Annotated in this window: 13 protein-coding genes; 5 read left to right on the top strand and 8 right to left on the bottom strand. The window is 55.7% G+C overall.

Annotated features, from left to right (window positions below; genetic code table 11):
- Position 1: 1 nt before the first annotated feature.
- The 3 genes from LH464_RS16405 to LH464_RS16415 all read right to left on the bottom strand — a co-directional run bounded on the left by LH464_RS16405 (position 2) and on the right by LH464_RS16415 (position 3840).
- Complete coding sequence (locus LH464_RS16405) at positions 2 to 1735, bottom strand: ABC transporter permease (RefSeq protein WP_226787470.1); 1734 nt, start codon at positions 1733 to 1735, stop codon at positions 2 to 4.
- A gap of 52 nt (positions 1736 to 1787) precedes the next feature.
- Complete coding sequence (locus LH464_RS16410; protein ID WP_226787471.1) at positions 1788 to 2900, bottom strand: ABC transporter substrate-binding protein; 1113 nt, start codon at positions 2898 to 2900, stop codon at positions 1788 to 1790.
- An 82-nt stretch (positions 2901 to 2982) separates the two neighbouring features.
- Positions 2983 to 3840 carry a MurR/RpiR family transcriptional regulator gene (locus LH464_RS16415; RefSeq protein ID WP_226787472.1) on the bottom strand — a complete coding sequence of 286 codons (858 nt, stop codon included), beginning with the start codon at positions 3838 to 3840 and terminating at the stop codon, positions 2983 to 2985.
- Positions 3841 to 4125: 285 nt separating this feature from the next.
- Here LH464_RS16415 and LH464_RS16420 point away from each other — a divergent pair, with 285 nt between their 5' ends.
- From LH464_RS16420 to LH464_RS16430, 3 genes are all read left to right on the top strand, one after another.
- Positions 4126 to 5562: a GntP family permease gene (locus LH464_RS16420; protein ID WP_226787492.1), complete on the top strand. Its 1437-nt coding sequence runs from the start codon at positions 4126 to 4128 to the stop codon at positions 5560 to 5562.
- Between the two features lie 114 nt (positions 5563 to 5676).
- Positions 5677 to 6261, top strand: coding sequence for a HupE/UreJ family protein (locus tag LH464_RS16425; RefSeq protein ID WP_226787473.1), 585 nt, complete (start codon positions 5677 to 5679; stop codon positions 6259 to 6261).
- 67 nt (positions 6262 to 6328) lie between these two features.
- Positions 6329 to 7027, top strand: a complete 699-nt coding sequence (locus LH464_RS16430) for an urease accessory protein UreF (protein ID WP_390624997.1) — start codon at positions 6329 to 6331, stop codon at positions 7025 to 7027.
- A gap of 1 nt (position 7028) precedes the next feature.
- Here LH464_RS16430 and LH464_RS16435 read toward each other — a convergent pair whose 3' ends face one another.
- The 5 genes from LH464_RS16435 to LH464_RS16455 are packed head-to-tail and all read right to left on the bottom strand — an operon-like array spanning position 7029 to position 11291.
- Positions 7029 to 8066, bottom strand: coding sequence for an urea transporter (locus LH464_RS16435; RefSeq protein WP_226787475.1), 1038 nt, complete (start codon positions 8064 to 8066; stop codon positions 7029 to 7031).
- Between the two features lie 42 nt (positions 8067 to 8108).
- Positions 8109 to 9812, bottom strand: coding sequence for an urease subunit alpha (gene ureC, locus LH464_RS16440; protein WP_226787476.1), 1704 nt, complete (start codon positions 9810 to 9812; stop codon positions 8109 to 8111).
- Between the two features lie 9 nt (positions 9813 to 9821).
- Positions 9822 to 10127, bottom strand: coding sequence for an urease subunit beta (locus LH464_RS16445; RefSeq protein WP_226787477.1), 306 nt, complete (start codon positions 10125 to 10127; stop codon positions 9822 to 9824).
- 10 nt (positions 10128 to 10137) lie between these two features.
- Complete coding sequence (ureA, locus tag LH464_RS16450; protein WP_226787478.1) at positions 10138 to 10440, bottom strand: urease subunit gamma; 303 nt, start codon at positions 10438 to 10440, stop codon at positions 10138 to 10140.
- A 23-nt stretch (positions 10441 to 10463) separates the two neighbouring features.
- The gene (locus LH464_RS16455) at positions 10464 to 11291 is read right to left on the bottom strand and encodes an urease accessory protein UreD (RefSeq protein WP_226787479.1); all 828 of its coding nucleotides are present in this window, start codon (positions 11289 to 11291) and stop codon (positions 10464 to 10466) included.
- 355 nt (positions 11292 to 11646) lie between these two features.
- Between LH464_RS16455 and ureG the strand changes: the two genes are divergently transcribed.
- Positions 11647 to 12300 (top strand): urease accessory protein UreG, encoded by a 654-nt coding sequence (ureG, locus tag LH464_RS16460; protein ID WP_226787480.1) that lies wholly within the window; start codon positions 11647 to 11649, stop codon positions 12298 to 12300.
- 397 nt (positions 12301 to 12697) lie between these two features.
- On the top strand, positions 12698 to 12988 hold the full coding sequence (locus tag LH464_RS16465; RefSeq protein ID WP_226787481.1) for a hypothetical protein: 291 nt from the start codon (positions 12698 to 12700) through the stop codon (positions 12986 to 12988).
- Positions 12989 to 13613: the final 625 nt, after the last annotated feature.

Consider the following 13613-nt stretch of genomic DNA (forward strand, 5'->3'; position numbering starts at 1 on the left):
CTCATGCGATGTTTTCGCGCCGGCGACCGCGCAACAGCGTTGCCGCACCGGTAGCGAACATGGAGATGACGAGAATGACAAGTGTCACTGCATTGGCGAATTGGTGAAATCCGTCCGAAGCATAGCTGTAGGACAGGACTGCCAAGAGCGGTGACGTCGGTGTGAAAAGTAAGATGGTAATTGCCAGATCACCGATGATATTGACGAAGGAAATCAGAAGACCGGCGACAAGTCCTCGAGCGGCAAGCGGGATAGTGATCGCTCTCAGCCGTCGAAAGAACCCGGCACCGGTCATGCGCGCCGCCTCATCGATGTCGCCGGAGATTTGTGCAACGGTTGCCCTTCCTGTCTGTACGGCAAAGGGCAACATTGCGGCCGTCAATGCCAGCGCGAGCAGGAGCTTGGTTCCATAAAGCGCAGGTAGCGGGCCAATGGGAGCGCCATATAGAGCTATGTAGGCGGCGGCAAACGCTATTCCGGGAAGAAGCATCGGCAGGAAGCTTAGCTGCGAGACGAGGCTGCTTAATACTGGAACTTTGTGTCGTGTCAGTGCCACGGCAATGAGAATGCCGAGCAGGTTGGCCGTGAATGCCACGACCACTCCCAGCGTTAGGGTGGTCGTCAACGCCGAGATCAATTGCGGATTGTGGAAGATGCCTGGCTGACCCCGGGCGAAAGCCGGGTCGGACGTACCGATCCAGTAGTGCAACGTCCAGTTTGAGAATAGAGCAAGTGAAGACGGAGCGAAGCTTGCGGCAAGTAGAAGAAAAATTGGCAAGACCGTTGTCAGAAAACAGATCGACCAGGCTAGCACCGCGAGAAGCGATTTGCCGCCGCCGAGCGCAAACCGGCGAGGTTTTGCACCCTTGCCGCCGATTGTCGCGAAGCTTCGCCTACCGCTCAAAATGCGGTTTCCAATGCCCAGGAAAACCGCAGAAATGCAAATGAGGAGGATGGCCAGTACAAAGCCGCGCTCTGTCTGGCCGATTTCAATCATTCCAAACAAGCGGGTTGACAGTGTTTGCATGCGCACCGGCAGACCGAGCAGGGCCGGTGCTGCGAAGTTCGATACGGCTCCGGCAAAGGCGAGTGAACCGCCAGCAATGATAGCTGGAGTTACGACGGGAAGCACAATGCCGAAGAGGATCCGCTTGCGGGAAGCTCCCGTCATTTGCGCGGCCTCGATCAAGTCGCCGTTGACTGCGGCAAGAGCAGCGGCGATTACCGTGAAGGCGAGGGCATAGTAGTGGGCGATCAGGACCAAAATGGTTGGTAGAATCCCCCAGGACAGCCAATCAGGAATGGCAAAGCCAAGGCCTTCGAGGAGGCCGCCTCCGCCGCCGACGCGGCCATTGCGAAATACGCTGCCCCAGGCTAGCGCTGTCGCAAAGCTTGGGATCATAAAGGGCAGGGTGGCCATGAAGCCGATGGCGGCCCGGCCCGGAACGTCAGTCATCACGACCAGCCAAGCGAGAAAGCCGCCGAGCAGAACGCATCCAGCAGCGACGCTCAAACCAATAAGCATCGTGTTGGCGGCCGGCCGCCAGAAAAGGTTCGGGGAAAGTCTGCTGGCGAGCACATCACCCCAAGCTTGGGCGCCGGAGGATGGCTGCAGGGTCTGGATGGCGATCGTGATTAAGGGGGCTGCCACCAGTGCAAAGAGGATCAGGGCCATCGCGAGGGTCAGGCCATGGGATGCGAAGAGTTGCCCGCGGCGGCGAAGCGGCAATGTCATGCGAAACTCCGAAAGAGACGAACGCTGACGCGTCCGCCTCAACTTTCATGTCTTATTGAAGTGCGAGGATGAAGTCGGCGACGTCGGCACGGATGGTCACAGTCTGGGCTGGATCAATCTGCCAGCCATTGAAGTCAGCAAGCGGAATGGCGTCGGGGTGCGGGGTCAAGTCCGTGCGGGTCGGCCAATCACCAGCGACATAGAAGGGCTTGAAGCCGTCGCCACCGGTCTCACTGTTGTCGCCCATCATGAAATCGACCGCAAGTCTTGCGGCGGCTGGATTGGAAGTCTTCGGATTGAGCCCAAGGAACGCCGGAAAGACGATGCCGTTAGACGGCTTCACGTTATTTGCCACCTGCAAAGCCCAACCCTCATCCTCGTTGTCGCGGCGGTCAGAGTAGCTGGTGAAACCGATCGGCGGGTTCTGCTGGCCCTTGGCGCCAATCGCCTTGTTGACGTCGTCAGTGGAACCGACAAGGACGAGGTCATTGGCAAAGAGATCTGCGATGAATTGTTGGCCGGCATTGTCAATGCCGTCAGCAAGATCGATTGCTCTGCCGAATGCGTCTTCGTAGGCTTTAGCCATGTCGTCAGACCTCAAAACGAACTCCGTCATTAGGTCAAGATAGTCGCCACGCTGCAGCGGATCGACCATGATAACCCGGCCTTTCCATTCGGGCTTGGTGAGATCCCATACGTTCTTGACAGGTGAGCCATCCGGATGTGCTTCCTCGTTGAACATCAGCACTTTCGTGGAAAGGCGTTGGGCCAGAAGTGGAGACTTGAACTGATCGGGCAGGACGCCTGCGACGCGCGGCGGAACATAGGGCGTGATAAGGTTCTGACTTGCAAGTTCGCTCAGGACGACCGGGGCATCCGAAATGTAGATCACGTCCACCCCGGCGATACCGGCGGCAGCTTCACTTTTAATCCGCGCGATCTGCTCGGTCGACGACATGTCGAAAGTTACCATGTCGATGCCGGGGTATGCTGCTTCAAATGCTTCTTCAACGCGGCCAATGCGGCTGGTGAATGCGTAGACCGTGACCTTGGCCTCTTTTTGGGCTTGGGCGAGCAACCCTTCGACGCTTAACCCATCAAGATCCTGGGCATGGGCGGTGGTTGCCAGCGCAAGCGCGCAGAGCGGTGTAAATATCCTGTACATGGGCGTCTCCTCTTGGATGCGATATATAGCCCATGTAGAGATATCTTGCTACAGATATATGACGCGCAAGTTTTCTTGCAGCCTATCCTTCAAATTTTGCTATGAGGGTTCCAAGCCGCTCGAGTTTTGCCAGGGCGGCAGCTCCTCTGCGGTCCGCGAGGGCAAGAATGATCGCATTGCAGAGAGCCATCGGGACTGTCAGCGTCTGGTAACTGTCAGTGCTGCCAGCGCGCGGGGCGGACAGCAGGAGGTCGGGTCGGGGCTGCAGCGCGGGGCCGATCGTTCCGCAGATTGCAAGAGTAGGCGCTGTGACTTCCTGTGCGATCTCCATGACGTGAGCATAGTCCGGCGGTTGACGCCGAAATGCAAATAAGAGAACACAATCACTCGATCGCAGCGTCAGCATCTGTTCGGCAAGATCACGTCGGTTACCCGTCAAGCGCTGTGTCGTAATACCCAGTCTACGCAGACGGCGCTCCATCATCACGGCCAAGGTTTCGGCATTGCCGTGCCCGTGGATGAACACGCTGTCGCGGTCGAGCAAGGTCGCAGCATCGATAATCTGGCTGTCGCCAACAAGATCGGATACTGCCAAAAGTGCTGCGATTTCCTGTTCGATAAGGAGAGGCAGAAATCCCTGCGACCGCGTGTGATTGAGGGTTGCGGACATGCGGCTGGCAGGAGCCGAACCGCGCAGAAATTCGTCTCGAAGGTGATCGCGGAAATGCGCATAAGAGGAAAAGCCGAGCTTCCGTGACAGACGCGATGTCGTGGCTTCATGAACGCCCAGGCGAGCCGCAAATTCGCTAGAAGTGCCCAGAGCGATTTCGCGTGGAGCTTTCAGGAGTTCGGAAATCAGCCTTTGCTCGGTTTCCGTCAGGCTATTTGCGACGTCCTGAACACGCTCTATCAGCACCTTCTTCTGTTCAGTATTGGGCATGAGTAGCGACCGCTTTCTGCTTTAGCCGGGCTAACCGGTAGCACAAGGAAAATCAACTGGATATCTGCGAAACTGTGGCTTGCACTGTTTGGCACCTATCGGACAGTTACAGCGTGAGCGACTTTTTCCTTCGTCACCGCTGGGGTGACTGCCCGCGGGGAAACCTGCATGCATGCATTTTTCAATCAGCACTTGAAATTACTGACTAGGCGATGTTTTACTGCTTTTGCGCAGCAGTTCCGACAGCGCAGTACTACAGACGATAATTTCAGAGAGATCAGAATTATGGGACTGTTTGGTATACTGCTGGCGCTGGCCCTCTTGATGTGGTTTGCATATCGGGGTTGGAGTGTGCTCTTGCTAGCACCAGCCGCCGCTCTTTTGGCGGCGGTCATCTCCGGGGAGCCACTTCTGCCCCATTGGACGGCGACCTTTATGAACGGCACTGCCCGTTTTGTCGCGCAGTGGTTCCCGTTGTTCCTCCTCGGAGGCATATTTGGAAAGATGATGGACGACAGCGGATCCATCACTTCGATCGCGCGGTTTCTGACAACTCGTCTTGGCGTGCATCGCACCATGCTATCCGTGGTCTTAGCGTCTTCAGTGGTAACCTACGGCGGCGTAAGCGTGTTTGTTGCGTTCTTCGTTCTGGTTCCGATGACCCGGGAAATGTTCAAGGCCGCAAATATACCCGCCCGACTGATGCCAGCGGCGATTGGACTTGGAGCCTTCACATTCACCATGTCGGCGCTTCCCGGCACGCCGTCGACAAACAACGCTATTCCAATGCCCTACTTTGGAACGACGACCTTTGCCGCCCCCGGCCTTGGCATAATCGCGTCCCTGATTACTTTCGCATTTGGAATGTGGTGGCTCTTGCGCATCGAAGCAAAGGCGCGTGCGGCCGGGGAGGGGTATACAGACGAACCCGCACCGATTGTTATTACCGAGAAAGTGAGAGAGCAGGCTACCACGTCTGGAGACTTTGATCCGGCTGAGCTCGAGCATGGTCAGCGCGACGAACAAGGCCCGCCTTTCCTTTTTGCAGTTTTGCCGCTGATCGTCGTGATCGTCGTCAATTTTCTGATGGCTCTGGTCGTTCTCCCTCGAATCGATTTCTCGTTTCTAGAGGTGGGTTGGGGTCTAAATGTTGCATCAATGATCGGTGTCTGGGCGGTTTTGATCGCACTGGCATCTGCGATCGTAACAGTTATCTCGTTCAACTTTCATCGCCTTGGCGCGTTGCGCGAGAGCCTGGACGCGGGCGCAAATTCAGCTGTATTGCCCATTATGACAGTGGCAAGCCTTGTCGGCTTCGGTGCAGTGGTTGCGGCAATGCCGGCATTCGCAATTGTGCGCGACGCCGTCCTGCAAATTCCAGGCGGCCCCCTGGTGTCGCTCGTAGTGGCCATGAACGTTTTGGCCGGGCTAACGGGCACTGCCTCTGGTGGGATGGCGATTGCGCTTGGCGCGCTGGGGAGTGAGTATATGCGGCTGGCTGCCGAATACGGCATTAATCCTGAACTACTGCATCGCCTCACCACGATCAGCGCCGGGACACTCGATGCCCTCCCACACAACGGCACCGTTCTTCTGTTGCTCCAAATCAGCAAGCAGACACATGCCGGTAGCTATTTCGACATGGTGATGACCGTGATTGTCGGAGTAATCATCTCTCTTGTAGCAGTCTTCATACTTGGGTCCATGTTTGGCTCGTTCTAATCATACCCCTCGATAAACTCGCGTGGAACCAAACCTGAACTACCCCTGGAAGTCCATCTCGTTTTTTAGTCCCGTTCGCACTTCTTGCAGTTCTATCTTCAATGGGAGACTACGATGAAGACGACAATCCTGACAGCTACGGTCGTGGCGCTCACCGTGAACCCGGCCTTTGCCCATCTTGACCCAACCGAACATGGCTCCTTCGCCGCGGGTTTTACACATCCTGTCTCGGGAGTTGACCACATAGTGGTCATGGTGGCGGTCGGCCTATGGGCAGCCATGCTTGGCCGCCAGGCTCTTTTTGTCGTTCCAGCGACCTTCCTTGGTCTTATGATCTTGGGTTTCGCTACCGCGATACTGGGAATGCCATTGCCCCTTGTTGAACCGGTAATTCTCGGTTCAGTCGTTGTCCTGGGCATTGCCGTAGCAGTCGCTTTGCCTGTGTGGCCGGTGGTCGGCGCAATGATCGTCGGATTCTTCGCATTTTTTCATGGACACGCTCACGGTGAGGAAATGGGTGCCGCTGAATCGATTTCCTATGGAGCTGGATTTGTCGTGGCGACCGCCATGCTTCATATCCTTGGAATCGCTGCTGGACTGATCGCATGGTATCGAACGGCGGGCTCGAAAGGGCGGCTGACAATTCGCTTCGCCGGGGGCGCGGCTGCACTCAGTGGCTTGATGCTGATGGTCGGATGAAGTTTCAACGATCGGATTATCTTTCACCCGGATAGACGTGGCCAGTTACAACCGTCGGCCATCCCATATGCTGAGGACGCGCGTGGCTAACCATGGCACTCTAAATGACCGATCTATTCATCTGTTGCGTCTCGCCAGCCCAAGCCAACCCGTCGGTGGCTTCTCCTATTCCCGGGGACTGGAATGGGCGGTTCACTCTGGGGTGGTGCATGATGAGCAAACAGCCAACAGTTGGATCCTGGGATTGCTTGAGCACAGCTACGCTCCCCTCGACGGCGCTTTTTTCTGGCGCATGATGCACGCTCTTCGGATGGGCAGCGAAGATTGCTTCCTGGAGGCGGACGCCTGGCTTGGAGCATCCCGCGAAAGCCGGGAGATGGAGCTGGAAGACCTGCGGATGAGCGAGGCGATGCTGCGCTTGCTGTCAGATCTTGCAGTCCCGCGAGCCAGAAATTTTGCTGAAAGGTGCCGTACCTACCCAGCTGCCTTCGCAGTCGCGGCTGTACATTGGGAGATCGGGCCGTCAGAGGCACTACGGGGGCTAATGTGGAGTGTGGTGGAGGCGCAAGTGTCAGCTGCTATCCGCCTCATACCGCTTGGCCACACCTCGGGCCAGCGTATTCTCATCGCTAGCGTGCCAGTCATTGAGAGAGCCGCCCACCAGGCGGAGTACGTTTCCGACGATGATCTTGGGAATGTCGCCCCGGCAATGGCTATGGCAAGTGCTTGGCACGAGACGCAATACAGTCGCCTGTTTCGATCCTGAATCAGATTTTCTGCGACTGCAGGAGATGGCGCTCTCGATTTTCTTCAGGCGTGGTTGACTGTGCCGGAGGGACCGGCACAACCGCTTTGAATGCATACTGACCAAGAAGCATGACCCATGTAACGATGACGAAGGTCGAAGTCAGGACAGGCATTCCTATGGGTTCCAGGAAAATAGCGACAGAAGCCCAAAGCCAGGTCGCTACAATGGCTCCAAAGATTGCGTAGACAAAGCTCTTCCACGTGAACACTAGGAACACTCCCCCTAGTGCCATCGCCGTGAGTGCCGAGTTGTAACCGAAAAGACCATCCCGAATAGCGCCTTCTGGTCCGCCATATAGTGCGGCGACGAGGGTGCCAATTATTGCTCCTAGCAAAGCCATGCCCGCGGCTATACGCGAGTGCACGATAATTCCGATAAGAATGATGTAACCGGAGATCCAGTTGTCCTGGAAAAAGATCTGTCCGATCGACGTACCGATGCCCATGTACCAGGTCGTTAAATTGTATGGCGCTTCGTAGGAGAACTGATCTGGCGATATCGGTTTGGCCATTGGCCCGGCATCGATGGCGTCAAACTTGAGCACCACGAACAGAAATAGCCACCCAATCAACACGAAAGGCATCGTCAGAGGAGCTACTTTGTGGGGAGCTAGAATTGCCGCAATGCTGGCGAATGCCATCGTCGTGAAAGCCGACGCACAGAGAAGATAAAACAGCATGGCGGGGGTGGGGACAGCCCCGACACGAAAATCTTCGCTCGTGAACGCCACAAGCGCTAGTCCGACCAAGGCGCCGTTGAAACCGAACAAGCCATCGCGAATTAGGCTTCTGTCCGCTTGGAGGATAACGGCCGTGAGTGTACTCGTGACGGCACCCAATATGCAAATTGCAGCATAGATCCAAGAGTTAACGAGCAGTCCGAATAGGATGACAGCGCCGGAGATCGGGCTGTTCTGGAACACCACTTGTCCAATACCCCGAAAGGTCCAGTCAACAAGGCCCAGGGAAGCATGCTCCCGAAAATGGTCCAGCTGCATCGTCACCTCACGTGAATTGCCCGAGCGACCTTGAGCGTAAATCTAGAAGAGAAAGTAGCGCTGCGTCATGGGAAGTTCGGTCGCCGCCTCACAGGTGATGAGCTCGCCATCAACGCGAACCTCATAGCTTTGAGGGTCTACTTCAATTTTCGGCGTCAAGCCGTTGTGTATCATGTCTTTTTTACGAATGTTTCGCATGCCACGCACCGCGACTATGTTCTTGTTGAGGCGTAACTTCTGGCCGATCCCATCGTCGAAAGCCGCTTTCGAGACAAACGTTACCCCGGTTGATCCCAGCGCTCGGCCGATAACACCGTACATTGGACGATAGTGCACGGGTTGCGGCGTAGAAATTGAAGCGTTTGGATCTCCCATAGGAGCCATCGCTATCATTCCTCCAATCATTACGAGCTGCGGTTTAACCCCGAAGAAAGCAGGCTTCCAAAGAACCAGGTCAGCGCGCTTACCGACTTCGATCGACCCTATTTCATGAGCGAAGCCATGTGTTATTGCGGGATTAATCGTATATTTTGCCACATAGCGTTTCACCCGGAAGTTATCGTTGCGGTCGCTGTCTTCTGGCAGTGGGCCGCGCTGAACTTTCATTTTATGCGCTGTCTGCCAGCATCGAAGCGTGGTTTCACCGATCCTCCCCATTGCCTGCGAGTCTGACGACATCATAGAAAACACGCCTAGATCGTGGAGAATGTCCTCTGCTGCGATCGTTTCACGCCGGATGCGTGACTCTGCAAATGCAACGTCTTCGGGTATTTGTGGGCTGAGATGGTGGCAGACCATCAGCATGTCGAGATGTTCGTCAACGGTGTTGATAGTGTATGGGCGCGTCGGGTTTGTGGAGGAGGGCAGTATGTTGTCTTCACCCGCCGCAACGATGATATCTGGCGCGTGCCCGCCGCCTGCTCCCTCGGTATGAAAACTATGAATTGTTCGCCCTTTCATCGCTGCGAACGTATCTTTAACAAAGCCGCTTTCGTTGAGGGTATCTGTGTGAATTGCAACTTGAATGTCCTGCTCGTCTGCGACGGTCAGGCAATTGTCGATGGCGGCGGGCGTGGTGCCCCAGTCTTCATGGAGTTTGAGACCGATCGCACCTGCAAAAATCTGTTCACGCAGGGGGTCGGGCAAACTGGCATTGCCCTTGCCCAGCAACCCGACATTGACCGGAAGGGCCTCTGCGGCCTCCAGCATGCGGTGAATGGCCCAGGGGCCAGGCGTTACCGTGGTTGCGAGGGTTCCAACAGTTGGACCTGTCCCGCCACCGACGAGGGTCGTCGTTCCGCTCGCAAGTGCCTCTTCGGCCTGCTGGGGCGCGATAAAGTGAATGTGTGTGTCGATCCCTCCCGCGGTCAGGATGCGGTTTTCGCCTGCAATTACGTCAGTGCCGGGGCCAATCACGATGTTCACGCCAGGCTGGATATCAGGATTTCCCGCCTTGCCGATTCCCGATATTCGGCCGTTCTTTATCCCCACGTCGGCTTTCACGACCCCCCAGTGATCGATGATGACTGCGTTGGTAATAACCAGGTCTGCAACCTCAGCGGCTAGGCGCTGGCTCTGGCCCATCCCGTCACGGATGACCTTGCCTCCGCCAAAGGTGACCTCTTCACCATAGATTGTATGGTCTTCCTCAACCTGAACAACGAGCTCGGTATCCGCAAGCCTGATCCGATCTCCCTTGGTTGGCCCATAGAGTTCCGCGTAGGTTTGCCGTGTGATCTTCGTCATCCCTGCCTCCTAAAGTCTACCCATGACCTTCGCATTGAAGCCAAAAACCTCTCGCGCACCGTCCAGGGCAACGAGCTCTACAGTTCGGTCTTGACCTGGCTCGAAACGAACAGCAGTTCCTGCCGGAATATTGAGCCTGAAACCTCTCGACATTTGCCGATCAAATAGAAGCGCGTCGTTCGTTTCATAGAAGTGGTAATGGGAGCCTACCTGGATCGGTCGATCCCCACTGTTCGCGACGTCGATCTCACGGGTTTCGCGGCCCACGTTCAGTTCGACGGAGCCATCCTCAATAAAATACTCACCCGGAATCATGGCATCCTCCTCAAGGAACGGGATTGTGAATGGTCACGAGCTTCGTGCCGTCCGGAAACGTTGCCTCAACCTGAATGTCATGAATCATCTCGGGCACCCCTTCCATCACATCATCTCGCGTAAGGAGTGTAGCGCCGTAGGACATAAGATCCGCTACGGTGCGCCCGTCCCGTGCCCCCTCAAGGATTGCAGCAGAGATGTAGGCCACGACCTCTGGATAGTTGAGCTTTACGCCGCGAGCTTTGCGACGCTCCGCGACCAGTGCTGCTGTGAAGATTAGGAGTTTGTCTTTTTCACGAGGCAAGAGTTCCATAGGTCAACCCTCATTGATCAGTATCACGTTGCCCATATTCGAGGAGCGGTTGCGCGCTTTCCCAGACCGGCTTCGCGCAGTATGTCCCAGGCCTGGAAAAACAGCGTTTTGGCTTCGGATATCCGGGTGCCCAAATAGCGGCACACGACTACCCTCTCGAGTGCGCTGGCAGAAAAAACCGAAAGGGCAGCCTGTCCATGGGCTTGTCGAATTCGTTCGACTGCGTTTTCGATCATCGGCCCGGCATAGACCATGGTCCCGACGATAGGTCTGCCAGCAAGAATGAACGGTAAATCGATCATGCCGCCTTCGCCTTTTAGGTTTAGCTGCTCAAACCAAATAGGACGACCATCCCGAACGATCTCTATGCGCTGCCGAGCATTTCCTCTCCGGAAGAGTTCTCTCGAGGCTGGACGGCCGAAACTGAACATATCCCAGCCGATGTAAGTTGAATCCGCTGCAAGCGTAACACGGGTTTTGAGTGAAGCCTTCGCGCCGTCGAATAAGATGGTCTCTTGGGGAAGGTACTCGCAGATTCCGCCCGCTCCGACCTCAATGTGGACGCGCTGTTCGCTAGAACGCTGGTCACAGCGATAGAACTTGGTAGCGCCGGGGGTCGTTAGGACGGTACGTGCGTTCGGACCTAAATGGCATGTCATATTTAACTGGTCGCCGCCGGCCACTCCTCCCGGTGGATGAAGAATGTAGACATGAGCCGATCCATCGGCCTCCGGGTGAAAGGGGCGCTGAACAACAAGCGGCCCCATGTGCCGCCGGTGCATTAGGCGCGTCAGCCCGTTGGAGTACTCAAATGTCAGGTCGAGTTCAGCGCGCCAGCCGTTCACGGTCACCCCTTACCTCTCAATAGTATGATTACGAAGGTAGATGCCTGAAGTATGCCAGTAAGGGATCAGATGTCTTGTGCCATTCCTGCAAAAGCTAATCGTCCGACGATCCCTGCGCAACAGAAATATCTCTCGGCCGCTCGTCGTCTACATTCCGTAGGCAAAGTTTATTGACTCGTTCGTCGGCAACTCTGCACTATTGGTCCTCAGGGTCGCAGGGCACGATGCTCGTGTGCGAACCATCACTATATCGAAGACAAGCTTTGCTGCATTCAGAAATGCCAATTATCCTGTATCAAAACTGGGTGCAGCGTTCGTAACATTACCGGCGTGACGACCATTTTTCATTGAGGGCATCAATATGGCATCAGAAAACGGACCGCTTCGGGTCGGCATCGGGGGGCCTGTAGGGTCTGGCAAGACAACCCTGACCGAAAAGCTCTGTAAGGCGCTACGCGACCGGTTTTCTCTGGCTGTCATAACCAATGACATCTACACAAAGGAAGATGCCTTCATTTTGGTGCGGCAGCAGGCCCTGTCCGAAGATCGCGTCTTGGGGGTCGAAACCGGCGGTTGTCCGCATACAGCCATTCGGGAGGATGCGTCCGTCAATCTCCAGGCAATCGCAGAGATGACCCGCAAATTCCCAGACCTCGATATTATCTTCATAGAGTCAGGTGGGGATAACCTGGCGGCAACATTCTCTCCAGATCTGGCGGACATGACGATTTACGTGATTTCGGTTTGTCAAGGTGAAGAGATACCAAGAAAGGGTGGCCCGGGCATCGTTCGGTCTGATTTCCTTGTCATCAACAAATCTGATCTCGCCCCATACGTTAACGTGGACATAGAAGTTATGCGAAGTGATGCCGCCCGCATGCGAAATGGCCGCCCTTTTGGATTTACTGACCTGTTTCGCGGCGACGGCCTCAGCGCGGTAATCGACTTTATTATTGAAAGTGGCGGCTTGGAGTTGGGTAGAGGCTCCTCTTTTCCACCGCGGTCGAGTCTATGAATAGTATGAGACGCGAACGGGAGTGTTGTTCCAGAACGAAGGTTGTTAATCAACAACTGTCGCACCGCCTCCATTAACGATCCGCTCGCCTACCTGTCCGCCACGCTCACCGCCATCGTCAGTGGCACAGGCAGTGTCAGATCGGCGTGCTGATGCCGTGGAATTATTCGCGGCGGACAAACGGCTGAAGTCTGCTTTCGGCCCGTTGCGGTCTTTAGGGCATTCTTCCAGAATACGTCTTCGACAAGACACGGCTGTCGTCACCGTTATCGATCGACAACCATCCGTGAATAAGAAAGACTCGTCGTTGATTGGCGCGGCCCTAGAAACGAAGGCGGCCGACAGCCGTTATTCTCAGCCACCGTCCTGACAAGATGACAATACCGAGGAGACGTCAATGAGTGCCAAACTTGGCCCCCACGTACAAATAGTCAAGCTCGCGCGCGAGATGGCGCTTAGGTATGAAAAGGATAAAAACTTGGAATTGGGGCCTCTGTTGTCACACTACTTGGACGAGGTTGAAGTCAATATCGCTTCGGACACCTTTGACCATCTGGGTTTCATGGCAAGTATCCGCGACAAGCTCCAGCCGGGCGCGCTCGTTGCCGATGGTCGCCTAAGGGAGTTTTTGCGAGCTGCTGCCAAGGCGCTTGACGAACGGGCCGAGGGACATGTTCCGCAAGGTTAAATGCGCTGGATCGGCAAGATAGATTGCGGGAGATCAGATAAGTCAGGTTCCCGCCGGAAGCGTGCGGAGACCTTTCAACCAATCATCGTGATGTCTGGGGTATGCTCCGGCCGACAAACGTAGATGAACCAAATGCAGATTAGACGCGCGGCCCCAATGACTTTCGAACGCTGCAGGCCGTCGAATTGGCCTCTTCCGAAGCTCTTCGGGAGTCCGGCGCAGTGGGCGGTGCCCCCGCGGCTAGTAGCGACGAGGAGTTACTACGATTCCTCGATGAAGATCTGCTCTCGCGGCAATCGTGGCGTGGCGGAGGGCCCGGATTGCCGGCCTGGACGCCATCTTCGAGCACCTGCGACAGCGCTTTGGTCATAGCGACGTCCTCGTTCCCAATGCGGGCAAAGGCATCCATGCGCCGCTCGGGCAGATCACCGACGATGTCTTCATTGCTTTGGGAAATTCGGCAATTACTTTTACAACAGCATTGGAATATGACGCACACGCACATGTTCCATAAGCTATCTTATGCGATATTTGTTTGTAATGGCTATTTAGTAATGCGACAGTTGGGCCAGTTAGAGATGCGACAGTCTCGCCTCGCGACGCCCTGGTCAAAGCCAACGTTGGG

The organism is Pseudorhizobium xiangyangii, from assembly GCF_020531965.1.
In the GTDB taxonomy this organism is placed as follows: Bacteria; Pseudomonadota; Alphaproteobacteria; order Rhizobiales; family Rhizobiaceae; genus Neorhizobium; species Neorhizobium xiangyangii.